Here is a 21,365-nt window from a genome sequence, read left to right on the forward strand (position 1 = left end):
CCCCGGGCGAGGGGCTTCCACCTGCCTGACCGCCCGCAAGGAGGGCTGCTCTGCCATGCCTGAACTCAAGACCCTGCCTGCCCGCGCCAAGGCCGCGAACGCCACCGACGACGGAATCGTTGAGGCACTGGTTGCCACCTACGACGTGGACAGCTCCGGTGACCGGATCCTGCCCGGCGCGTTCGCGAAATCCCTTCAGGAGTGGGCCGACAGCGGTACCACGATCCCGTTCATCTGGTCCCACCTTCACGACGATCTCGACGCCTACCTCGGTGAGGTGATGGAGGCCAAGGAGACCGACGACGGGCTGTGGGTGAAAGCCCAGATCGACATGGACGACGAGAAGGCCCGCAAGGCGTTTCGCCTCATCAAGGGCGGCCGGGTCCGCCAGTACTCGTTCGCCTACGACGTCCCCGAAGGCGGAGCCAAGGAAGACACCGACGGCCCCGGCGAGACCGCCTTGAGTGAGCTGAGGCTCTACGAGGTCGGCCCGACGCTGATCGGGATGAACCAGAACACCCGGACCTTGGTTGCCAAAAGCAACGACGAGACCGGAGCCAAGGCGGGCCGCGTGCTGTCCGCCAAGAACGAAGGCGACCTGCGCCAAGCGGCAGACCTCATTCGAGGTGTCCTCGCGCAGCTCGCCGAGAACAGCGACACCACCAGTCAGGCGAAGACCAGCGACGCCGGTCCGGCCACGGCCCAGGAGCCCTCAGAGGCCACGGCCAAGGAGCCCAGCCGCGCTACGTCCGTCACGACCCTGGCAGCCGAATTCGACCTGATCGAACTTGAAAGGAACCTGTGATGACTGCCCTGAAGGAGCAGCGCGCCGCGACCATCAAGGCTGCCCGTGACCTCATCGAGGCGGCCAAGACCGAGAACCGGGAACTCACCGGTGACGAACTCAAGACCATCGAAGGCCACAAGGCCAAGGTCACCGAGCTCGATGTGCAGATCAAGGGCAAGGCCCTCGTGGACTCCGTCATGCAGCTCGGCGCGACCGAAGGCGAGCGCAAGCCCGTCGTGGAAGCCACCACCGCCAAGAGCCTCGGCGAGCACTTCGCCAAGCACGTCAACCCCGACCTCATGGCCCGGCTCAAGTCCAACAGCGGGTTCAGCGTCTCGACCCCGGAGTTCGTGCCGGGCAAGGCCGCGACCGACCCGCAGATCTCGACCGGCGCGGCGTGGGTGCCGCTGCTCACCGAGTACGACCGCACCGTCGTGCGCCCGTACCGGCCGGGACCGGTCGTGGCCGACCTGCTCGGGTCGGGAACCATCAGCGGCAACGCGATCAGCTACTTCATCGAAGGCGCTGTCGAAGGCGGGTTCGCCACCGTCGGCGAGACCGGCCAGAAGCCGCAGATGCACTTCACCGACCCGACCAGCCGGGTCGACACGCTGAAGAAGATCGCGGCGTGGTGGGACATGTCGGACGAGATGACCGACGATCTCGACTTCTTCGTCTCCGAGATCAACAACCGTGGCCTCTACCTGCTGTCGATGTTCGAAGAGGCGCAGCTCCTCAACGGGACCGGCACCGGGACCAACGTTCTCGGGCTGCTCAACCGCTCCGGCATCCAGACCCAGGTCAGCGCGGCCGGAGGCGGCGACGACGCCGACTCGCTGTTCCGCGCCATGACCAAGGTCCAGACCGCCACCGGCCTGTCCGCTGACGGCATCGTCATCAACCCCGTGGACTACCAGCGGCTGCGGCTGTCGCGGGACGCGAACCAGCAGTACTTCGGCGGTGGCTACTTCACCGGTCAGTACGCCAACGGCGGCATCCTCCAGCAGCCTCCGCTGTGGGGCCTGCGCACCGTCGTGTCGAGCGCCGTCGCAGCCGGCACTGCCGTGGTCGGTGCGTTCCAGCAGGCCGCGACCGTCTACCGCAAGGGCGGTGTCCGGGTCGAGTCCACGAACTCCGACCAGGGCAAGTTCACCACCAACATCATCACGACCCGGATCGAGGAGCGCATCGCGCTGGCCGTCCGCGTCCCGTCTGCGGTCGTGAAGGTCACCTTCACCCCGTAACGCCTCCGGGCCCGGGGCCGACCTGTTGCCCCGGGCCCCTTCATCCCCACTTCTGAAGGAGCCGAGTCATGCCTGATCTGACCGAGTACACCGTGACCATCAACGGCATCGAGCACACGATGCTCCTGTCGGACGAAGACGCCACCCGGTACGGCGAGCTGGCTGTGAAGGCCGACAAGCCCGCAACCAAGCGCGCGCCGTCTCCGGCGAACAAGACCGCGAGCTGACCCGTGCCGCTGACCCCGGCTGAGGCGACCGCGCGGGCCGAAGCAGACGTCCGGGCCTACTGCGGGTGGCACATCGCCCCGGCCAAGACCGAGACCCTCACCCTTGACGGCCCAGGCGGGGCGCTGCTGGTGCTGCCGTCGCTGCGGGTCAGCTCGGTTGCCTCCGTCACCGACAACGCCACACAGCTGGACCCTGCTGGGTTCGCCTGGTCGGCGGCCGGAGTCGTGCGCCTTACCGGCAGGGCCTGGACCGAGGCGCTGCGCGGCGTCACGGTCACCCTGACGCACGGATATGCGGAGATGCCGCTCGACGTGACCGCAGTCATTGAGCGGCTGGCCGCCCGCGCCGTGGACGGCTCGTCGCTGTACAGCCAGGTCGGCGCGGTCGCCTACGCGTCCGGTGAAGACGGACTCCCGGCCTCGGGATCGCTGACGACGCTGGACCGGATGGTGCTCGACCGGTACCGGCTACCCCCGAGGCCCTGATGCTCGGGCCGCACACCATCACCGTTGTCCGGCCCGGCACCAAGCCCGCCGAGTACGGCAACACCACACAACCCGACTGGGCCAACCCCACCGCCACGACCGTGGCCGGTTGTTCCGTTCAGCCCATCCCCGCACCGGCCTACACGGTCGACCAGGACAGCTCCCAGACGCGCTGGTCGGTCTGGGCCCCTGGCGGAACAGACGTGCAAGCGACAGACCGCGTGCTGTGGAACGGCGACACCTACGACGTGGACGGTGCCCCGCAGCGCTGGCACTTCGGGCGCTTAAGCCACGTCGTCATCAACTTGCGAAGGAGCACCGACGCATGAAGCTGTACGACGTCCCCGGCCACTCCCGGCCCCTGCTGCTGAGCGACGAGCACGCCGAGCTGATCGGCGCCACCGAACACCAGCCGGTGCCATCCCTGCCGGGCAAGACCGCCAGCAAGGCCGCCTGGATCGCCTACGCGATCGGCCACGGTGCTGATGCCGCCACCGCCGAGGCCGCGACCCGCGCCGAACTCATCGCGACCTACGGCGGCGACTGACCGTGGCCCCGTCCATCCGCATTGAACTGAACCGGGCGGGCGTGGGGGAGCTGCTGAAGTCCGAGGCGGTGCAGCAGATGCTGAACCGCAAAGCCGAAGCCGTCGCGGCAGCCGCCCGCAGCCGCGCCCCAATGGTCGACGGCGACCCCGGCAAGATCCCGTTGCCGATCGAGACCCGCGCCGACCCGACCCCCACCCGTGCCAGGGCGATCGTCGAAGCCGACCACCCGGCCGCCCTCGCGATCGAAGCAAAACACCGCCTGCTCGGCGGGGCCCTCGACGCCGCGAGGCATTGATGCGGCCGGTCGCACCGTACGCCGACGCCGAAGCCGCAGCGGTGAACTTCCTGGCCCCGCTTCTTGCCGGCTACGACCCGACCATTCAGATCGGCGTCCGCGGAGCAGGTCCCCGCTTCGTCCGGGTCCGCCGCGTCGGCGGCATCGACACCACCCCGAACCATGACCGGCCCGTGCTCGACGTCTTGGTCTGGCACGACACCGACAAGACCCGCATGCACCTCGCGAACCAGCTCTGGGCCTGGTTGCGCGCAGCAAACAACGACCCCGCCGGAGACGCAGTCGTGCTCTACGCCGCGACCGTCCTCGGCCCCCGCCAGATGCCCGATCCAGCCGACGAGACCAAGGCGATCTGCCTTTTCACGGTCGAGCTGATCGTCCGGCCCGCCTAATCCCCAACCCTCCAAGGAGAAACCCCATGAGCCTCGTATCTGGGCAGGTGCGGGTCGCCGGAACCGGTGAGCTGTTCCTTGCCCCGGTCGGTACTGCGCTGCCCACCGCCGCGAACGGCCCACTGAACGCAGCCTTCTCCGGCTACGGCTACACCACCGATGACGGCGTGGTGCTGTCCAAGTCGGTGGACCGCAACGGAGTCCCGGCGTGGCAGTCGGCTACCCCGGTACGCAACATCATCACCGGCCAGGAATTCAGCGTCGCGTGCACGTTCCTCCAATCCAACAAGGACATTCTCAAGCTCTGGCTGAACTCCGGCGACTTCGCCAGCGACGGCGGCACCGGCTTCCGTGCCGATGTGCCGATCGACCCGAACGGCCAGCAGTTCGCGATGGTCCTGGAATGGAAAGACGCAGCGATCGTGAGCCGTCTCGTGGCCGCGAAGGTCGAAGTGACGGACACCGGAGACGTGACCCTTGCCCGTGAGGCGCAGTCGTTTCCGGTCACGCTGGCGGCGGTGCCGCCCGACACCGGCAACGTGCTCGCGTCCTGGCTGACCACCGACGCAGCGTTCGCTGCCGTCTGAGGGCCCCGCCGATGACTGACGAGACGCAGTACAGCGAGTTCCAAGACGTGCCCGTGGTCACCCGGCCGCAGGACCACAAGCCTGCGGCTGCGGTCGCGAACCGGCAGCAGCAAGAGGCCCGGAACCGGCCACTCACCTTCGAATGGGACGGCGAGGACTGGACGCTGATCCCGTCCGACGCCACGAGCCTGGAGTTCCTGGCCGCGCTGGAAGACGAGCAAATCATTGCCGCGCTGCGGTTCCTGCTCGGCAAGGACCAGGCCGCCCGGCTCATCAAGGGCCGCAAGGTCGAGCACCTGGAGAAGTTCTTCGACGCTGCCGGTGAGGCAGCTGGTTCGGGAAACCGCTAGCGCTGCTGGCCACGCTTCGCATCCACGGAGACGTGATCGAAGCGGACCTGCAGCGTCACTACGGCGTTGCCCTGACCGGGGTGTGGACCGGGCAGCTCAGCCTGCGGAGGCTGCGCGTCCTGCTGGAACATCTCCCGGCCGACAGCGCCACCGCCGCCGCACTGGCGGGCATCGACGGCGGGCCGCTCGCGGGCTGGACGCTCAACGACGCCCTGCTCGGGCGGCTGGTCGACGAGCTGTCGCAGTACCGGTGGCAGTGGGAAATGGCCCACCAGTCCAAGGGAGACCGCCGCCCCGCACCGGAATCGGTGCTGCCGCAACCCACTCACGTCCCGGTGTCTGCGCCGGTCGTCTCGCCTCACCAACTCGGCGGATTCATCAACTTCGAGGAGGCGTAGATGAGCATCGAAGTTGGCTCCGCCTACGTCTCGCTGATCCCCACCGCTCGTGGCTTCGCCGCCAAGATGCAGTCCGAGCTGGCGGGCGACATCGGAAAGGCCGGCAAGAACCTCGGAGCCCAGCTCGGCCAGGGAATCGGCGACGAAGCCGGTACGGCAGCCGGTGACGGCACGCGCAAGGGTCTGCTGGGCCGCCTCGGTGCCGGTAAGGCGCTGATCGGCGGGGCCGGTCTCGCGATCGGTGCCGTCCTGGTCAAGGGCATGACCGATGCCCTCAGCGCTGACGCGCTGAACGCGAAGCTGTCCGCCCAGCTGGGTCTCACCGAGAAGCAGTCCGCGACCGTCGGCAAGTCGGCCGGGAAGCTGTTCGGAGCTGGCTACGGCACCGGAATTGACCAGATCAACGAAGGCATCGCCTCGGTGATCAGCAACGTCGACGGGATGCGCGGTGCCTCCGAAGACACCCTGACGCGCATCTCGGGCAAGGTCGTCTCGACTGCCAACATCTTCGACCAGGACATGGGCGGGGTGACCCGCGCGGTCTCGCAGCTGATGCGTACCGGTCTCGCGCCCAGTGCTGACGCGGCACTCGACATCATCACCCGTGGCTTCCAGACCGGAGCCGACAAGAGCCAGGACTTCCTGGACACCCTCAACGAATATTCGGTCCAGTTCCAGAAGCTCGGCCTGGACGGGGCGACCGCGACCGGCCTGCTATCCCAAGGGTTGCAGAACGGCGCTCGAGACGCCGACGTTGTCGCGGACGCGCTGAAGGAATTCAGCATCCGGGCCATCGACGGCTCAACGACCACCGCTGCCGGCTTCAAACAGCTCGGGCTCGACGCGGCCCAGATGTCCGCGCAGATCGCCAAGGGCGGCAAGCCTGCCTCCGCAGGGCTCCAGCTGGTCCTGGACCGGCTCCGCGCCATCAAGGACCCCGTCAAGCAGAGCCAGGCCGCCGTAGCCCTGTTCGGCACCCAGGCAGAAGACCTCGGCAAGAGCCTGTACGCGCTCGATCCGTCCAAGGCCGCTGCCGGTCTCGGCGAGGTCGCTGGTGCAGCGGACAAGGCGAACGCGGCATTCAACAACACCCCGACCGCTGTCGTGAAGTCCTTCGTTCGCCAGCTCCAGCAAGGCTTGGTGACGGTCCTGGCCAAGGGCGTCATCCCCGCGATCCGTGGCGTGATGCCCCTGTTCGGGAAGCTCGGCGAACTGATCGGCCGCTTGAGCCCGGTGCTGTCGCGGCTGGGCTCTGGAGCGGCGTCCGCCCTTGCTCCGCTGGCGTCGACCGTGACGAACCGGCTCTTGCCGGCCGTGCAGTCCCTGGTTCAGTATTTCGCCGGGAAGCTCGGCCCGATCTACGCCCAGGTCGCTCAGATCGTGCGGTCGACGCTGCTGCCGATCCTGGCGTCGCTGGCACGGTTCGTGGGTGGCTCGCTGGTCCCGGCCGTCGTCAAGATCTACGCCGCGATCGGCAAGCAGCTCCGCCCGGTCCTTGACGCCTTCTACGGCGTGATCCAATCGCGGGTCTTGCCAGCGGTCCAGCTACTGACCGCCAAGTTCGCGCAGTACCAGCCGGTCGTCCAGAAGGTGACCGGCGTGGTCGTCCTGGTGATCGGCAAGATCCTCGAATTCGCGGCTGCGATCGCCGGGCGCGTGCTGCCGGTAGCGATCCGGTTCGCGGGCTGGCTGATCAGCGTCCTGGTCAAGAACCTGATCACCACGATCGCCACGGTCGCGAAGGTCATCAAGGCAACCGTCGATTTCGGCGTCGGGCTCTACCGCACGGGCGCAGCCGTGGTCACCTTCGCGAAGGGCGTCATCAAGTGGGTCGGCTCGGTCGGCCAGACCTGGACCCGGATCTGGAACCAGGCCAGGACGCTGGTGTCCTCGGTGATCAACTCGGCCAAGACCACCGCGAACAACGGGATCGCGGCCGTCGTGAAGTACTTCGCAGGTATCCCGGCGCGGATCGTTGCCCAGGCCAGGAACATGGCCTCGGCAGGGAAACGGCTGGCCGATTCCGCGGTTGCTGGCATCCGGTCCAACATCGGTTCGGCTGCCTCGGTGGTGACATCTGCGATCGCCTCGATCCCCGGCAAGATCGCGGGCCACGCGCGTGGGTTCGCTTCTGCCGGCCGGAGCCTGATCTCCAGTTTCGTGGCCGGGATGCGCGGGGCCAAAGGTCTTGTGTCGGACATCGCGGGCAACGTCTGGTCGGCGGTACGGCAGTTGCTGAACTCCGCGATCGGCCGGATCAACGCCGCGCTGCAATTCACCATCAAGTTGCCCGCTGGCGCGTCGATCAACATCAACCCGCCCGACATCCCGCGCCTGGCCAGCGGTGGCCGGGCCACAGCGGGCACTCTCGCCGTGATCGGTGAGGGGCGTGAGCCAGAGACCGTCCTGCCTGACTCGATGCTGCGCGGGCTGCTGGAGCGCACCGCAGCCGCAGCAACCGCTGCTGTGCCCACCGTGCGCGTGTTCATCGGTACGACGGAGCTGACCGACATTGTGCGAGTCCAGGTCGACCAGGCCCAGAGCGCGCAAGTTCGCCAGCTCGCTGGCGGACGGAGGATCTAGTGGCCGACACACTGACCGCGAACCTCTTCCCAGCCACCACCCGCGTCAGCGTCTCGCTGTCGTGGACCAGCGACCCCGTACCCGCAACGGCCACCGTCGAGCGGGTCAACGCGGACGGCACCGTGATTCCAGTCCGCGGTGCCGATCCCGCCACGCTCGTGGCTGGAGCGTGGATCGGTGACGACTACGAAGCACCGCTCGACCTGTCCTTCTACTACCAGGCCACGTCCACCGACCGGCCCGGGGTCGTGGTCACGTCCGAGACCTACGAGATGGACTCGGCCGGGCGGACCTGGCTGAAGCATCCCGGCCGCCCGTTCCTGAACACCGTGGTCGAGGTGGCCGGGCCACCGGACCTGACCCGGCCTGTCGCCCAAGGAGTGTTCGAGGTGCTGGGCCGGTCCCGTCCGGTCGCGGTCACCATGCGCCGCAACAGCGAACGCGGCGAACTCGTCCTCAACACCCGCACCGACACCGAACGCGTGGCGCTCGTGGGGCTGCTGGACGACGGCGGACCGCTGTTCCTGGCCGCCCCGGGCGGCTACGGGCTCGGGTCGGTGTACATCGCGGTCGGTGAGGTCACCGAACGACGCCTGACCGGGCTGGGCGCGACCCAGGACCGGCAGTTCGTGCTGCCGTTCACGGTCGTCGACCGTCCGATCGGTACCGCGCTCGCCCTCGGCAACTCCTGGTCCGACGTGTACGGCGCGTACGCCAGCTGGTCCCAGCTCCTGGCCACCGAAGGCACCTGGACCGGCGTCCTCGAAGGCGTGAGCTGACGTGTACCCCGTCACCGCGGCGTTCCTCAGCGCCCTGCGGCGAAGTCACGTCGTCACGCTCCAAGTCGACGCCTACCGGGGCTCGACGCTGCTGAAAGCCGACCTGCCGGTCAGCGGGGGAGCGGTCACCGTCGACGGCGGCTCCCAGATCCGGCGCACCCTCGCCCTCACGGTCGCCGACCCGAGCCTTGACCCCAAGCTGGACCCGGCCGCGACGCTGGCGCCCTTCGGGTCCGAGCTCGTCGTACGGCGCGGCATCCGCTACCCAAACGGCCAAACCGAGTGGGTGCCGCTGGGCCGGTTCCGGATCGAGACCGTCCAAGCAGCCGTCGCCCAGAACGCCATCGAGGTCACCGGCGCGGACCGGGCCGCCACCGTCAAGGACGCCCGCTTCACCGCGATCACCCAAGCCAACACCGCCAACAGCGTCGTGCAGGAGATCCGCCGCCTCATCCAAGAAGCCCTGCCCGGCGTGCCGGTCACCGACCTCACCGGGGCAACCGCCTCGACCCCGGCCGTGTTCTGGGAACGGGAACGCTGGGACGCGATCGAGCAACTCGGCCAGGCGATCGGGGCCGACGTCTACTTCGATTCGGCCGGCAACGGAGTCATCGCGCCAGCTCCGACCGTCTCCACCGAACCGGCCTGGATGATCGACGCCGGTGAGCTCGGCGTCATGGTCGACGGCAGCCGGGAGACCAGCCGCGAACTCACCTACAACGGAGTCGTCGCAGCAGGCGAAGGCGACGGCGACACCCCGCCTGTCACCGCGACCGTCTGGGACACCAACCCCGCATCCCCGACCTACTACCTGGGCCCGTTCGGCCAGAAGCCGTACTTCTACGTCAGCCCGCTCCTCACCACCGTTGCCCAATGCGCCAGCGCAGCACGAGCGCTACTCGGACGGGTGACCGGCCTGGTCCGCCAGCTCGACCTGTCCTGTGTCCCCAACCCCGCGCTGGAGTCCGGCGACGTTGTCCGGGTCCGGTTCCCGGACGGCACCGCGGAAACCCACCTGCTGGACAGCTTCACCGTGCCCCTCGACCCGTCCACGGCCATGAGCCTCCAGACCCGTTCCCCCGAGCCAGCGACGGAGTGACCATGCGATCCCTCGACGCCCTCTACGAGCTCGTCAAACCCGTCCCCAACGCCGTCCGGTTGCGCGTGGCAACGATCGAAGGCTTCACCGCCAGCTCGGCCACGATCAACCTCGCCGGTGGATCGGTGTCCGGCGTGCAGTACCTGGCCGGATTTGAGCCCGGCGTCGGGCAGACCGTCCTGGTCCTGCAAACCAACGCCGGAGTGCTGCTGATCCTCGGCCGAACCGCCTAACCACCTCTCGCCAATCCGTCGGCTTCGCCCAGCTCTGCCAGGGCGCGGCCCGCTTTGGCATGCCCGAGACCACCAGGAGGCAAAGCCATGCCCAACTACCCGCGTTCGGCCTACGGGCCCAACCCGCACGCCGGGGCCGACCGCAACAACGCAGCCGAACGAGGCTGGGGCCCAGGGTGGCCGAACGCCCAGGAATCCAAGCAGACCATCGTTGCCGGCGGCGGAGTCAGGCTCCGCGTACGGCGAGAACTCGGCCCACTCGTGGCCACGCTCCTCAACGTCACCGTGCAGCGCGGATACCCACTCAAGGTCGGTGAGTGCTGGGGGTTCGCGAACCGCCCCATCCGTGGCACGCGAACCGCCTCGAACCACTCGTGGGGCCTGGCGTGCGACATCAACTCCCTGTCCAACCCGATGGGCTCCAAGCTCATCACCAACATTCCCCCGGGCGTGGTCCACGCCTGGGAAGCGTGCGGCTTCTACTGGGGCGGCCGGTATCTGAACCGGCCCGACGCCATGCACTTCGAGTACATCCGCCGACCAGCCGACGTGTCGGCCGATCTGGCACGTGCGAAGAAGTTGCTGAAGCCCACGCCCCCCAACGATCCAGAGGAGGACGACGACATGAAGCTTGCTGAGTACGAGGAGTACAACAGCCGCCTGTTCAGCGACAAGGGCACCTATGGCGTGTGGCGCAAGCAGGACAAGCAGTGGGAAGCGGCCATGCTCAACGCCGCCAACGCGCAGACCAAGGCACTCCAGGACATCGCGGCCGTGCTCAAGGCCCAGGCACCGAAGTGAGCCGCCCATGATCTGGAAGCGTGAACCCGCCCTGATCATGGGCGTCGTACAAGCAGCCATCGCCCTAGCCATCAGCTTTGGCTTCGGGCTCTCGACCGAGCAGACCGGCGCGATCCTCGCGATCACCGCCGCAGTCCTCGCGTTAATCACCCGCAGCCAGGTCACGCCGGTCGGAAACGCCACCGAGCCAGAAGTGCGGGCAGAAACGGAGTGAGGCGAACACGGCCCCGGGGCCTCGCTTAGTGCAGTGAGCCCGGGGCCGCGGTTCATCTAAGCCAAGCTCTGATCACTTGTACCGGTTGCTGTAAAAGATCTGCTGGAGGTCGCCGTTGTGGTCCCAGAGTTGCAGCTTCGTGCCGTTGCGATCCATTGTGTGCAGATCGGCATCCAAGACCGCGAACCTATTGGCGGCCAGGTTCTGCAGTACGATCGCCCGGTCGTCCGTACTGACTACGTACACTCGCCACCTCTGCTGCAATGATCCATTGCATTTCCAAAGCTGCACTCTGGCGCCGTTTGTATTGATCGCGTTCAGGTCGGCATCCAGACACCTGTTGCTACCCAGGCCGCTGGAGATCTGAATGTCAGTGTCGTTGTAGTATGTGGCGCGCCACACTTGCTGCTGACTGTTGTTGCAGTCCCAGAGCTGAGCTATTTGTCCATCTCCGATCGTATGGATGTCAGCGTCCATGCATCGCCGGGAGTCAGCGCTCTCGAAGGCAAGGTCTTTCCCCGGTTCCGGGGCACCAGGCTCCCTGGAAAGTAACTTCAGATTCTTGGGGATTGCTATCGGATTCGGAGCGTATGCCATGGAGTCGACGGTCGGATTCGGCCTCGTCGAAGAGGGGCTCGCGGAACTGGTCGCCGGCGCAACAAACATTCCCGTCATAGCTAGAACAGTTATTCCAACAACCTTTGTCAACGATCGTCGCATGAACAACTCCCTCACAGTCCTCATGAATTCGAATCTGGCTCAAGCAAGCGTAGTTAGCCCGGCTCGGCGTGACGGCGTGATGGCAGCTTCCGGCCATTGCCGAAAATCCCGTTCTCTCGCGAGGCAAGGCTGCCGTCCGGAGGAGGGGAGAAATTCCAATGAGGAGCGCGATGGACACGACCCCGATCCTGGCGCAGTACGGCGCACTCGGGGTCATGGTCGTCTTCGCCGGGCTCATCATCCGCGTGCTGTTCCAGCGGACCACCGAAGCCTACGAGCGTGAGCGCGACCGAGCCGACCGGATGGAGCAGGAGGTTCAGAGGTTGAACGAGCTCATCCAAGAGAAGATGCTCCCGATCCTGCACGACGCCACCCGGGCAATCTCCGAAGCCCTGCATGAGCAGCGACGGAAGGAGTTCTGATGGCCCACCACACCGGCGAGCCAGACGTTGCCGAGGTCAAAGACCTTCTCGACAGCAGCCAAAAACTGCGGGAGGACTTGCTCGGCGCGGTAGGCAAGCTGGACAGCTACATCGAACAGCTACGACAGGTGGTCGAACGCAGCGACTGAACGGCAACCGTCAAAGGTGTGAGCGGTCCCCAGACTTGAGTCTGGGGACCGCTCATTTCTCGTTGTCCACAACGAAAAACGTAACGCGGGTAACACTCCACCACGATCGTGGTGGGCGGCCGCCATCCGGAAGCGAACGCCGGTAGACGGAGCAAGACCCCTTGCCTATCGTCGATTTCGAGCGGGACCGAGGGGGTCACGCCGAACAAGAGGAGCGAACCACATGAACACCAAGGTCACCGGTCTCACCGCACTGAACGTCAAGGCGATCGAAGCCCATGCCGAGTTCCTGAAGGTCACCGTCAGCAAGACAACCGCCACCTTCGAGGGCACCGCAGACGAGGCAGCGAGCCGGGTCCGCCAGGCCCAGGAGAAGGAAGCCGAGAAAGGCGGCCGCAAGGGCGGCCACTACGCCTCACTGCACGCCGTGGCTCGCAAGCTGGAGAATCAGAAGCCGACAGCAGCTCGACTGCAACTGGTTGCTGACAGCACCGACCCGGCGAGCCTCGCGAACATTCCCGGCCTGAACCGCGAGGTCCCGAAGGTGCTCGCGGGCAAGGTCATCACCAACAGCGAAACCGTCCAGAACGCCGCCGAAGCGGCGGACGCGATCCTGCAGAACAGCGGCTACGCCAAGACCGGCCAGAACGCGGAGACCGAGGCAGGGCCGGTCTGGGGTACCGCAGAGGTACACGGACTGGTCGACGGGGAAAACTTCGACTACTACGGCAAGGACAAGGCCAAGCCGAAGGCCGAACCGCACCTGCGCAAGTACAACGCGGAGCGCATGGGCGGCAAGGACGTGTGGTTCTGGGCCGCCAAGTCCGGCACCAAGACCAAGAAGGCTGCTCCGGCGAAGAAGGAGACCGCCAAGGAGCCGACCGCGACCCGCCGCACCGTCCCGGACCAAGCCGTCAACCGCAAGCGGCAGGACTGGATCGACGAGAACGGCATCGAGAACTACCGCAAGCAGTACAACAGCGGATGGGACAACGCCACCTACAACACCGGCGACAAGAAGGCTAAGTCCGGCGAAGCTTCCCCGGCCTGGATGGACGGCTACACCGACCGCAAGACCAACCCCGGCAAGCCGGGCATCGCCGCCAAGTGGTCCGCGCTGAAGTCCACGAAGGCACCCGTCGCGAAGGTGTGACGGGGAGGCGGCGCTTCGGCCAGGGGGTCACGGGGTCCCTGGCCGGAACGCTGCAACTCCGCAGCACCCACAGAGGAGCGAACCCCATGAATGACGAACCCCAGGACACGAGTCCTGAAGAACCGATCTGCCTGGAGAGCGGCGACCAGCAAGGATGTGAAGGGCTGGTCAGCTACCGCATGCCGCTGTCTGGCACCGGTGACTCCTTTCCGCGGTGCACCAAGCACTGGAACGCGCCGGCTGGCCACCGAAGACCGGCTACACGCGCGCTACCCGGAGACCGCCCCCGCCGACTTCGACCCGTCGTACGCCGGTGAACGCTGGAGCGAGGACGACTGATGATCCGAGGCTTCAGCATCATGCCCGGCGTGCCCGCCCTCGGCCACATCACCCGGGGCGGCTTCTGGCACCCCGGCCCCAAGGACACGTGTCCAAGGTGCGACGTTGCGACTAGGTCCACCGAGGCAGGGGGATCCTGATGGAATTCTGGGAGGCGATCGCAGTGCAGCTACGGCAGGCGCGCACGGCGCAGTCAGCCGACGACGTTGTTCGGATCTTCCAGCCGCCCTCTTCGGCGGACGCGTTCTTCGCCGGATCAGGCGGAAACGACTCCCTAGAGAGCGCGCTGGACGACGCCGGTTGGACCCACATCTGGCGTGTAGCCCACTACTACTGGGCAATGCGGGCTCCTGACGGCTCCGAGATCACCTACATAGAAGGCGACATCTACCGAGGTAACAGGCCACCAATCGGGTGACCGACTGAAGACCTGACCCCGGCGTAGCCCTGGCTCGCCGGGGTCAGTCTGTCGCTTCAACCCATTGGATCGACTTGGGCCGCTCGCCAGTCCGCAGGAACTCAGCCGCCGCAGCGTGAGCATCTTCGACGGCGATGCCGCCAGCGCCTGACATCGTGGTCGGTACGCCGCCATAGTCGAACTCGGTGTCGTCCGGCGCGTCGACCGTCCCGGCGGAGTGAAATGTCCCCCCACCTTCTCTCCAGTCGTAGAAGGTGATCGTGCTGAACGCTGGTCGGCCGAGGCCAATGTGCATGATGAGCTGCTCGTCAGGAGATACCAACTCCAGCCACGTCGGCCGCGCAAGGGCTTCCACCTCGCCAATCAGCTTGGACAGCTCGGACTGCGAGACCAGCTGGGCCTTGTCATCGCCGTAGTTCGCAGTGAAGTACTCGGTCATTCCACGCCTCTTCCGTTTCCCACAAAGATCTTAGATCCGCCCGGCCAGTACACGCTCAGCTTGGACCCCGCCGGTAGCTGTGCCGGAAGGGTAGCGAAGCAGCCCATAGCACCGGCGCACGGCTTGTTGTTCAAGTACAGCGTCATCTCCTTCGCGGCTCCCGGGCGTCTCATGAGCGCGGCCGCGTGACCCTCGACGTGCTCACGTGCGACCCTCATCTGCTTGTAGTTGCCCACGAGGCCCGGCCCACCTGCTCCCGGTCCCTTAGTGCCGCTGACTAGACGGATGGGTTTGGATCCGTCGATGTTGGTCAAGAAGCCTGATGTTGGTCCAAGTCCATCCGGACGTTCGGGCAACCGCTCGAAGAAGCGGCCAATGAACGGCGCAATCGGCGGTTCGTCCGGCCCACCCTCAGCCGGACCAGGTCCGTCAGGCGGTGAGCCTCCTCCCTCCGGTCCTCGAGCGGGATCGGAGGCATCAGGGACATCATCCCTATCCGGACGCTCGTCCGCGCGTGTCCCGTTGCCTCCGCGGCCAACTCCCGGCCGCGAGTCCTCACGGCCGGCAGGATGCCCGTCGTCGGTCGGCTGCGCGGCTCCTCCGGTCAGCGGATTCCGTTCCGCAGAACCTGGTCCGGGATGCTGCCCGCCCTCGATGCTGCCGCCGATCGCTCGCGCCGCCCACGCCCTGCCCATCGGTGCGGCCCGAGACAGGTAGTGCGCAGCCTCCTCACATCTGCGGGCCGCGTGATCCAGTTGCTGGGCGGGAACTGTCGCACCGCTTTGGGCCGCCAGCGCGGCATTCTCGCGGCACCGCCCTGCCAAACCTTCCAGGTAGCGCAAGATCTGCGGTACCCCGTTCAGGCACTCAACCAGCCCTGTTGCGACCCGCTGCAAGTCGGACGGCATCAGGATCAGATCTGGTCGGCGTAGCTCTTGCACCCGGCCGAGGCGATCTCCAGAGCCTCCGCAGCCTGCTCGACGGCTTTGCCGGCTGCATCAAGGATCTCCGAGATGTCCCGGTCGACGCCGGTCGCGGTACCGGAGATCAGACTCTCGACCTGCTGGCTGTGCTGGGTAAACCGCAGCTTGAACCCGGCCAGTCCGCCCGCCGCCTGCTTGGCCTCCATCGAGACCTGAAACAACTGCTCCTTCAACCGCTGCACATCCGACATCCTGATCTCCTCACTGGTCGATGTATCTAAGTTGAGGCTGGAGGTCCCGGGCGTGCGAATGCACTGAGGGCTCTCCGCTGGTTGTGTCCGAGACAGGGGGACCTCGACATAAACACCGACTGGGGTTTGGAAACGACGGAGCGGGCGCGGTTCTCCTTCCCCAAGGTGAGGTGCGGGATGGTCACGCCGCGCACCGCTCCGTCGACGCCAGGATGATCGGGCGACAGCGACGCCGCCCCCGCGCTATCGCGCACCAACCAACCTGGCGGGTCAATCACGGCCGCGATGCCCCTGCCTGTTTGACATGTGAGGGTTAACGACTGCGGGCCTGGACGGCGGATCCAGCACGATCAGCCAACTGAAACCAGATGGGCGCCGTGCCGTCCTTCTGAACTCTTCGACTGCTTCGACGATCTCGCCCAGATCCAAGAGCGCGTTCTGAGGGAAGCGCTCCTCGTGCAGGCCGGGCGAGTGGTATGCCAGCCGGTCCCGAGCCTCGCGGCCGATAGCAAACGAGGTTCCCAGCGCCTGCGAGTGGTACCGCATGGATCCTTCCATGTGGATTCCATCTAGGCCGACGAGCAGGCCGTCGCGGCCCCAATCCCGTTGTTGTTCGTCGTGTGTGCCGTGCTGGACAAACATCGTTGACGAGAGTGGCGGAGTAAGGCTGGACCGAAGGACCTCCAACGTCAAGAGCGCGACGTCTCGGCTGCCGCGAAGAACGTAACTGCTGTCTTCGTGGTAGGCGTTGAGGTGGTGGCGGGTCAAGACTCAACCCTCGCTCTCGTGCTGCGGAGCCGCGTGCCGAGCGGATAGGACCGTGATGCCTCGGCTCTCCAGGTCGCGACGTACCTCAAGTGGATTGTTGAATCCGGCGAAGTGGAAGAGGCTCGGCACGATCAGGTACGACTCGTCCGCGTCGAGTAGCGTGTCAATGCACCCGATGAGTTCAACAGATCGCCGATCTACCTCCTCTTCGAATATCTGCACCTCGTCTACGTCGATGCCGTTAGCGGTCGCGCAATTGATGATCTCGTCACGAAGCCTTGCGACTTCGGTGGCCGTCATCAAGAACCCTTTTCTGATGTAGCCGGCAACGGCGCGTGTTCCCATTTCTTCCCCGTCTGGATCGTTAGAGCGTCTTGCCCAGGGAGCCCAGGGGCTCCCTGCGTTGGAAAGGCTGGCGCGGGACGGACTCGCCTCTCACGGCCCGCACCAGCCTGCTTGCGGGGATCTGTGGCCGAGCCCTCCACAGGGGAGGGGAAGGCTCGGCCACAGACCAGTGAGACGGGTTTCGGTGGGCGCGCAGGTGATCCGCTGCGCTTGAGAGGCTGAGGACGACTCCCCACCGGGCCCGCCAGATCATGGGCCGTGGTCGTATCGTTCGCGCCTGTAGTCGGCGCGTGGGTGGCTGTCGCAAGCACGCCCGCCGGTAACTCGCGGTACCGTAGTGATTGCTCGTCGCCACTCTTCATGCCAGAAGCTTGAAGGCCGAAAACGTGGAGTGGGAGGGCGCAAATGGGGGCGCAAGTGTGTACGCGCCCGCGCACAGGGGAGGAAAGACGTGCCGAATGAGCGACTGGCCGAGGTGATGCGCCTCGCGGGTCTCTCCAACAAAGCACTTGCGAGGCGAGTGCAGGAGTTGGCGACCTATCGAGGCCGCTCGGTCCGGTGCGACCACACGTCAGTTAGCCGCTGGCTCGCTGAAACGAGTCCGCGTGACGCGACCGCGAGATTGATCGCTGAAGTTCTCTCGCAGGCGATAGGGCGGACGCTCACGCTGAGTGATATCGGTCTCTCGGCCCCTGAACCGGTCGATCGGCGCCTGGGGCTCGATTACGACTCGCCAGCGGCCACGCGATTCGGTGATCTGACCTCACTCTGGGACGCCGACCTAAGGGATGCACAAATCATTGTCGATGCAGCGCCTGATCCTGGCGCATGGTCGGACTCGACGCTTCGCTGGTTACTCAGAGATGAGAGCGGCGACACTCGCCACGAACCCTCCCCAGGTGCCGGCCAAATGGTCGGAGTGGGTGACGTTGCGTCTGTTCGGGCGACGGTTGACGCGTTTGCGAGCTTGGACGATTCGTTCGGTGGTGGCCGCGCGCGGCGTGCCCTGATCCAGTACTTGCAGACGGACTTAAACGCAATGCTGCACGGGCGGTTCAGCGACAGCGTCCGTCCTGAGCTGTTCAGGGCGGCCGCAGAGGGAACCTTGCTTGCTGCCTGGATGTCCTACGACGCCGGTGTCCACGGACTAGCCCAGCGGTATTTCATCCAGGCACTAAAACTCGCTGATTTCGCGGATGATCAACTGCTCGGTGGGAGCATTCTTGACGCCATGAGTCATCAGGCCACATATCTCGGCAGAGGCGGCGATGCCGTGAACCTCGCGAGAGCCGCGCGGTCCGGAACCCGAGGCATCGCCACGCCAGGTCTCATCGCCCATTTCCACGCGATGGAGGCCCGGGCTCTTGCCGTCAGTGGCGACGCAAGTGGAGCTGGTAAGGCTCTCAACTCGGCCGTTCGGGTCTACGAGAAACGGCAGCCCGGCGTCGAACCGGACTGGATCAGCTATTTCGACGACGCCGAGCTGAGTGCTGAGTTCAGTCATTGCTTCCGGGATCTCGGACGCGATAGCGACGCCTTGACGTACTCCGCACGGGCGATCTCAGGGACGTCTCCGCGGAGCGACTTCTTCGTGAAAATGGTTGGCGCTGCAAGTCAGATCGGGACGCGCGGAACACGGGGCATGGACCTCGAAGCTGCATGCGCCGCTGCGGCCGAGGCTATTACCTCGGGCGCTCAACTCAAATCGGCAAGATGCGTTCGCTATGTTGCGGACTTCCGCCGCGAGTTGGCACCGCACGGCAACCCCGCTGCGGTGCGCGAACTCGATGAGTCTTTAGAGGGCAATCCTCTGTGGGAAGCTGCTGGCCTGTATTAGAACGGCTGCCAGTCCCTCCGACTGCCATCAGTACGCAACGTCTGTATGCGCTTAGCAATCTCGATGCGACCACGCTCGCCCGTGATGCTCTCCGCGAGCCACGCAACCATCAGCAGTTCTCGCAGGTCACGCATGACCTCATACCCACTCCAGGTCATCACATCAAAGCCGTACCCCTCGGCGAATGCCCTGTACTCGGAATCCGTGTGCCAACCGAATCGCTCGTAGTACAGCGCCGTGAGGATGAGGTCCCACTCCCGCGGACCAACCGAGACTGAGTCGAGATCCGCGAGGACCGCCATACCTCGCCGGTCTCGGATGACGTTTCCGACGTTCGCGTCACCGTGAATGATCCCGGTCGGAAGATCGAATCGAAGTTCTTTATAGCTATTGGCCAGCTCTCCGAGACGCGATCGCAGAAAGTCAAGATCGGGAGTCGATACAGAGTTGATTGCTGCGAGGCGCTGATGACCTGTACCGACTGGATCGTGTGCGGGCAGCTCGAAGGGTGCGACCTGGCCGTGGAGCTGGCGCAACAACTGTGCCAGCTCGGCGGTTGACCCGTAATCAGCTTCGTCGGCCTCAGAGTGCCAGAACGTCACCACCCGGTCTTGGGCGATGACTGGCTGGTCTACGTGGAGCCCACGGATTGCCGGAATCCCTTGAGCCTCAAGCCACCAAGAGACCTCAAGCTCCCGTGACGCGGACTCGAACTGTCTGAGACTGCGTGCCACGCGACCGATGACCCGGACGCTTTTGAAGCGAAACACGGCGTTGGATCCAATGCGGATCAACTCAGCGCCCGTCGCATCAAGGTCGACTTCCCCGGCAGCGACTGTCAAAGCTGCGAGGGCCTCTTGCACATCGAGTGGCTCATCGGTCCGAGGCACATATACCCCTTCGCGCAGGCGGACGAGTTCGAATAGTCGTGCGCTTGCTGATCCTACGCGGAACGGCGCCCTACCCGGCGACGGGCTGCCCACCCGTCAAGATCGGCTCGTACGCGGTCGGACCTGAAAGCCTAGTCATCGCGCGTAGACGGAGGTGCATCGGCTGCCTATCGTCGAGCGCTGGCGGGGCGCGGTGCCCGGCCAATACAGAGGAGCGAACCTCATGAACAACAAGATCATCGAAGGCGGCCCGCCTGTCGTTGAAACGGCCCCTGGGGACTGCGAGTACGAGTACGTCGTACCGGACGTCAACGACAGTTCGGTTGAGATCGCGTGCGGGGAACCGGCAACCCGTTGGCCGGTGCTCGACGATTCTCGCAACGCGCACCTACGTGCAGCGGGGAAGACCGGCGATGAATTCCAACCCTCCAAGCTGGCCTTGTGCGACGAGCACTACAAGCAGTTACTCGTAGACATTGCTGAGCAGGACGGCAGTGACCCGTACCGCGTCTGGATTGCAGCTGAGCCCAAGGTCGTGGAGATCGGCTGGACATTGAGCGACCGAGAGAACGGCTATGTCAGCTACATGGACGGCTGGCGCGCCGGGGCGGCGCAGCACGCGGTCTCGATCGAGGTGGACCTGCCACCGGATCTGCCGCCGTACAAGGTTGCAGATCTGGTGTTCCTCGCTACCAACGCGCCAGACCTGGAGGGGCACCCGGACGCCGCGAAGATCCTGGCCGCTGTACAGGCCACCGGCTACCGGGGTGTCGAAGGCGGGCACTTTTCACTGTCGGTGGGCGACACGGTGACAGTTGATGGGATGCGGCTGGCCTGCGAGGACGTCCGCTGGAAGGACGTCTCATGATCCCCGTCGAGGTGGCGCGCGCCAGGGACATGCTTGAGAGGTCCGAGAAAAAGCTGCTCAGGTTGCAGCAGATCCAAGAGGCCGACCCTGAAGACCCCCAGGCGTGGTTCAGCGTCGTCTTGGAGCAGGCTCGAAACCGGACGCTTCGGGTAGTCCTGGGCCACCCGGATGAACCGAAGTGCATGGGAATTGATAGCTAGCCGCTAAAGGGACTGTCGGAGGCGCCAACCGGCAGGTCCAACCCAACACCCACCCCAAGGGCCCCTCTCTGCGGAGAGGGGCCCTCCTGCGTGCCTCCGCAGAGGGCAGATGGACCTGTGGATAACTTCTGCGGTGAAGTGGTCATTTCTGCCAGGCTTAGGACTACGGCAGGGGCGAGGCCAACAGGCCGAGCAGCACCCGTCACGTGATCGAGAGTTCCATGACCGACTCCGGGGTGCCACTCACCGTCTGCAAGGTCACCCCTGCCCGCCTAACCCTCCGCCACGTGGCGATCGTCCAGCCGCAGCTCAGACGCGCGGACCCACTCAACCCGGCCTGACTCATCGGTGACTCGCCCGAGCCACTCTCGATCGCCGTACGAAAACTGGTGGCGAATCCACACATCGACCTTGCCCGCTGGCCTCCAAGTGGCCCCGCGGACAGGTGTGGGGCCGACCCAGCGCACCGCGTCGATGCCGGCTCCACGAGCATTCAGTTCCGCGGCAAGCTCTGTCGCTCTCGCCTCATCCAGATCGGCCGGTGAGCACCAGTCGGCCGTCAGGCCGACGACGCCGTACCCGCCGCCGTCCGTGCGCTGTGCCATGAACCGGTCCACAAG

The 21,365-nt window shown here is 65.8% G+C and carries 33 protein-coding genes; 25 read left to right on the plus strand and 8 right to left on the minus strand.

The features are described 5' to 3' along the window. The first annotated feature begins 55 nt into the window (after positions 1–55). The 17 genes from ACFVWG_RS23985 (at position 56) to ACFVWG_RS24065 (ending at position 11,023) form a co-directional block, all read left to right on the plus strand. A complete protein-coding gene (locus ACFVWG_RS23985; RefSeq protein ID WP_391545613.1) occupies positions 56–805 on the plus strand; it encodes an HK97 family phage prohead protease in 750 nt (249 codons plus the stop codon). Then, positions 805–2,031, plus strand: a complete 1,227-nt coding sequence (locus ACFVWG_RS23990) for a phage major capsid protein (RefSeq protein WP_391545614.1) — start codon at positions 805–807, stop codon at positions 2,029–2,031. Before ACFVWG_RS23985 ends, ACFVWG_RS23990 begins: the two co-directional genes overlap by 1 nt. Before the next feature lie 68 nt (positions 2,032–2,099). Then, positions 2,100–2,258: a hypothetical protein gene (locus tag ACFVWG_RS23995; protein WP_391545615.1), complete on the plus strand. Its 159-nt coding sequence runs from the start codon at positions 2,100–2,102 to the stop codon at positions 2,256–2,258. 3 nt (positions 2,259–2,261) lie between these two features. Then, positions 2,262–2,744, plus strand: a complete 483-nt coding sequence (locus tag ACFVWG_RS24000; protein ID WP_391545616.1) for a hypothetical protein — start codon at positions 2,262–2,264, stop codon at positions 2,742–2,744. Beyond that, positions 2,744–3,073 carry a hypothetical protein gene (locus ACFVWG_RS24005; RefSeq protein ID WP_391545617.1) on the plus strand — a complete coding sequence of 110 codons (330 nt, stop codon included), beginning with the start codon at positions 2,744–2,746 and terminating at the stop codon, positions 3,071–3,073. Before ACFVWG_RS24000 ends, ACFVWG_RS24005 begins: the two co-directional genes overlap by 1 nt. Further along, a complete protein-coding gene (locus ACFVWG_RS24010) occupies positions 3,070–3,291 on the plus strand; it encodes a hypothetical protein (RefSeq protein ID WP_391545618.1) in 222 nt (73 codons plus the stop codon). Before ACFVWG_RS24005 ends, ACFVWG_RS24010 begins: the two co-directional genes overlap by 4 nt. A 2-nt stretch (positions 3,292–3,293) precedes the next feature. Beyond that, on the plus strand, positions 3,294–3,587 hold the full coding sequence (locus ACFVWG_RS24015; protein WP_391545619.1) for a hypothetical protein: 294 nt from the start codon (positions 3,294–3,296) through the stop codon (positions 3,585–3,587). Continuing rightward, positions 3,587–3,979 carry a hypothetical protein gene (locus ACFVWG_RS24020; RefSeq protein ID WP_391545620.1) on the plus strand — a complete coding sequence of 131 codons (393 nt, stop codon included), beginning with the start codon at positions 3,587–3,589 and terminating at the stop codon, positions 3,977–3,979. The genes ACFVWG_RS24015 and ACFVWG_RS24020 overlap by 1 nt, the downstream gene beginning before the upstream one ends. A 26-nt stretch (positions 3,980–4,005) precedes the next feature. Continuing rightward, positions 4,006–4,566, plus strand: coding sequence for a hypothetical protein (locus ACFVWG_RS24025; protein ID WP_391545621.1), 561 nt, complete (start codon positions 4,006–4,008; stop codon positions 4,564–4,566). Between the two features lie 11 nt (positions 4,567–4,577). Continuing rightward, positions 4,578–4,916 carry a hypothetical protein gene (locus ACFVWG_RS24030; protein ID WP_391545622.1) on the plus strand — a complete coding sequence of 113 codons (339 nt, stop codon included), beginning with the start codon at positions 4,578–4,580 and terminating at the stop codon, positions 4,914–4,916. A gap of 32 nt (positions 4,917–4,948) precedes the next feature. Continuing rightward, the gene (locus ACFVWG_RS24035; RefSeq protein ID WP_391545623.1) at positions 4,949–5,314 is read left to right on the plus strand and encodes a hypothetical protein; all 366 of its coding nucleotides are present in this window, start codon (positions 4,949–4,951) and stop codon (positions 5,312–5,314) included. Then, positions 5,315–7,897, plus strand: a complete 2,583-nt coding sequence (locus ACFVWG_RS24040; RefSeq protein ID WP_391545624.1) for a phage tail tape measure protein — start codon at positions 5,315–5,317, stop codon at positions 7,895–7,897. Further along, positions 7,897–8,676 (plus strand): hypothetical protein, encoded by a 780-nt coding sequence (locus ACFVWG_RS24045; RefSeq protein ID WP_391545625.1) that lies wholly within the window; start codon positions 7,897–7,899, stop codon positions 8,674–8,676. The genes ACFVWG_RS24040 and ACFVWG_RS24045 overlap by 1 nt, the downstream gene beginning before the upstream one ends. A gap of 1 nt (position 8,677) precedes the next feature. Next, the gene (locus ACFVWG_RS24050) at positions 8,678–9,775 is read left to right on the plus strand and encodes a DUF5047 domain-containing protein (RefSeq protein ID WP_391545626.1); all 1,098 of its coding nucleotides are present in this window, start codon (positions 8,678–8,680) and stop codon (positions 9,773–9,775) included. Between the two features lie 2 nt (positions 9,776–9,777). Continuing rightward, positions 9,778–10,008, plus strand: coding sequence for a hypothetical protein (locus tag ACFVWG_RS24055; RefSeq protein ID WP_391545627.1), 231 nt, complete (start codon positions 9,778–9,780; stop codon positions 10,006–10,008). Between the two features lie 87 nt (positions 10,009–10,095). Then, positions 10,096–10,809, plus strand: coding sequence for a M15 family metallopeptidase (locus ACFVWG_RS24060; RefSeq protein ID WP_391545628.1), 714 nt, complete (start codon positions 10,096–10,098; stop codon positions 10,807–10,809). Between the two features lie 7 nt (positions 10,810–10,816). Next, complete coding sequence (locus ACFVWG_RS24065) at positions 10,817–11,023, plus strand: hypothetical protein (RefSeq protein ID WP_391545629.1); 207 nt, start codon at positions 10,817–10,819, stop codon at positions 11,021–11,023. 72 nt (positions 11,024–11,095) lie between these two features. On the opposite strand, the gene ACFVWG_RS24070 is transcribed toward ACFVWG_RS24065, so the two are convergent. After that, positions 11,096–11,767 (minus strand): RICIN domain-containing protein, encoded by a 672-nt coding sequence (locus tag ACFVWG_RS24070; protein ID WP_391545630.1) that lies wholly within the window; start codon positions 11,765–11,767, stop codon positions 11,096–11,098. Between the two features lie 146 nt (positions 11,768–11,913). Here ACFVWG_RS24070 and ACFVWG_RS24075 point away from each other — a divergent pair, with 146 nt between their 5' ends. From ACFVWG_RS24075 to ACFVWG_RS24095, 5 genes are all read left to right on the plus strand, one after another. Further along, positions 11,914–12,165: a hypothetical protein gene (locus tag ACFVWG_RS24075; RefSeq protein WP_391545631.1), complete on the plus strand. Its 252-nt coding sequence runs from the start codon at positions 11,914–11,916 to the stop codon at positions 12,163–12,165. Next, positions 12,165–12,314, plus strand: coding sequence for a hypothetical protein (locus tag ACFVWG_RS24080; RefSeq protein ID WP_391545632.1), 150 nt, complete (start codon positions 12,165–12,167; stop codon positions 12,312–12,314). The genes ACFVWG_RS24075 and ACFVWG_RS24080 overlap by 1 nt, the downstream gene beginning before the upstream one ends. A gap of 223 nt (positions 12,315–12,537) precedes the next feature. Continuing rightward, positions 12,538–13,467, plus strand: a complete 930-nt coding sequence (locus tag ACFVWG_RS24085) for a hypothetical protein (RefSeq protein WP_391545633.1) — start codon at positions 12,538–12,540, stop codon at positions 13,465–13,467. 198 nt (positions 13,468–13,665) lie between these two features. Continuing rightward, on the plus strand, positions 13,666–13,806 hold the full coding sequence (locus ACFVWG_RS24090; RefSeq protein WP_391545634.1) for a hypothetical protein: 141 nt from the start codon (positions 13,666–13,668) through the stop codon (positions 13,804–13,806). 139 nt (positions 13,807–13,945) lie between these two features. After that, the gene (locus ACFVWG_RS24095; RefSeq protein WP_391545635.1) at positions 13,946–14,224 is read left to right on the plus strand and encodes a hypothetical protein; all 279 of its coding nucleotides are present in this window, start codon (positions 13,946–13,948) and stop codon (positions 14,222–14,224) included. A 43-nt stretch (positions 14,225–14,267) separates the two neighbouring features. Here the strand turns inward: ACFVWG_RS24095 and ACFVWG_RS24100 are convergent, their stop codons facing one another. The 5 genes from ACFVWG_RS24100 to ACFVWG_RS24120 form a co-directional block, all read right to left on the minus strand. Then, a complete protein-coding gene (locus ACFVWG_RS24100) occupies positions 14,268–14,663 on the minus strand; it encodes an Imm1 family immunity protein (RefSeq protein WP_391545636.1) in 396 nt (131 codons plus the stop codon). Next, entirely contained in the window at positions 14,660–15,571 is a 912-nt protein-coding gene (locus tag ACFVWG_RS24105; protein ID WP_391545732.1) for a DddA-like double-stranded DNA deaminase toxin, read from the minus strand. Before ACFVWG_RS24105 ends, ACFVWG_RS24100 begins: the two co-directional genes overlap by 4 nt. A gap of 5 nt (positions 15,572–15,576) precedes the next feature. After that, the gene (locus ACFVWG_RS24110) at positions 15,577–15,837 is read right to left on the minus strand and encodes a hypothetical protein (protein WP_391545637.1); all 261 of its coding nucleotides are present in this window, start codon (positions 15,835–15,837) and stop codon (positions 15,577–15,579) included. 270 nt (positions 15,838–16,107) lie between these two features. Then, the gene (locus ACFVWG_RS24115; RefSeq protein WP_391545638.1) at positions 16,108–16,605 is read right to left on the minus strand and encodes an Imm1 family immunity protein; all 498 of its coding nucleotides are present in this window, start codon (positions 16,603–16,605) and stop codon (positions 16,108–16,110) included. Positions 16,606–16,608: 3 nt separating this feature from the next. Next, the gene (locus tag ACFVWG_RS24120; protein ID WP_391545639.1) at positions 16,609–16,905 is read right to left on the minus strand and encodes a hypothetical protein; all 297 of its coding nucleotides are present in this window, start codon (positions 16,903–16,905) and stop codon (positions 16,609–16,611) included. A gap of 496 nt (positions 16,906–17,401) precedes the next feature. On the opposite strand from ACFVWG_RS24120, the gene ACFVWG_RS24125 reads away from it, so the two are divergent. Beyond that, complete coding sequence (locus ACFVWG_RS24125; protein ID WP_391545640.1) at positions 17,402–18,787, plus strand: hypothetical protein; 1,386 nt, start codon at positions 17,402–17,404, stop codon at positions 18,785–18,787. Here ACFVWG_RS24125 and ACFVWG_RS24130 read toward each other — a convergent pair. Continuing rightward, complete coding sequence (locus ACFVWG_RS24130) at positions 18,784–19,677, minus strand: phosphotransferase enzyme family protein (protein WP_391545641.1); 894 nt, start codon at positions 19,675–19,677, stop codon at positions 18,784–18,786. The two genes, ACFVWG_RS24125 and ACFVWG_RS24130, sit on opposite strands and share 4 nt — an antisense overlap. A 223-nt stretch (positions 19,678–19,900) precedes the next feature. On the opposite strand from ACFVWG_RS24130, the gene ACFVWG_RS24135 reads away from it, so the two are divergent. Both ACFVWG_RS24135 and ACFVWG_RS24140 read left to right on the plus strand, forming a co-directional pair. Further along, the gene (locus ACFVWG_RS24135; protein ID WP_391545642.1) at positions 19,901–20,545 is read left to right on the plus strand and encodes a hypothetical protein; all 645 of its coding nucleotides are present in this window, start codon (positions 19,901–19,903) and stop codon (positions 20,543–20,545) included. Then, the gene (locus tag ACFVWG_RS24140) at positions 20,542–20,745 is read left to right on the plus strand and encodes a hypothetical protein (protein ID WP_391545643.1); all 204 of its coding nucleotides are present in this window, start codon (positions 20,542–20,544) and stop codon (positions 20,743–20,745) included. Before ACFVWG_RS24135 ends, ACFVWG_RS24140 begins: the two co-directional genes overlap by 4 nt. 272 nt (positions 20,746–21,017) lie before the next feature. Here ACFVWG_RS24140 and ACFVWG_RS24145 read toward each other — a convergent pair whose 3' ends face one another. Beyond that, positions 21,018–21,350 (minus strand): hypothetical protein, encoded by a 333-nt coding sequence (locus ACFVWG_RS24145; RefSeq protein WP_391545644.1) that lies wholly within the window; start codon positions 21,348–21,350, stop codon positions 21,018–21,020. Positions 21,351–21,365 lie beyond the last annotated feature (15 nt).

Source organism: Kribbella sp. NPDC058245 (assembly GCF_042882005.1).
Lineage (GTDB): Bacteria > Actinomycetota > Actinomycetes > Propionibacteriales > Kribbellaceae > Kribbella.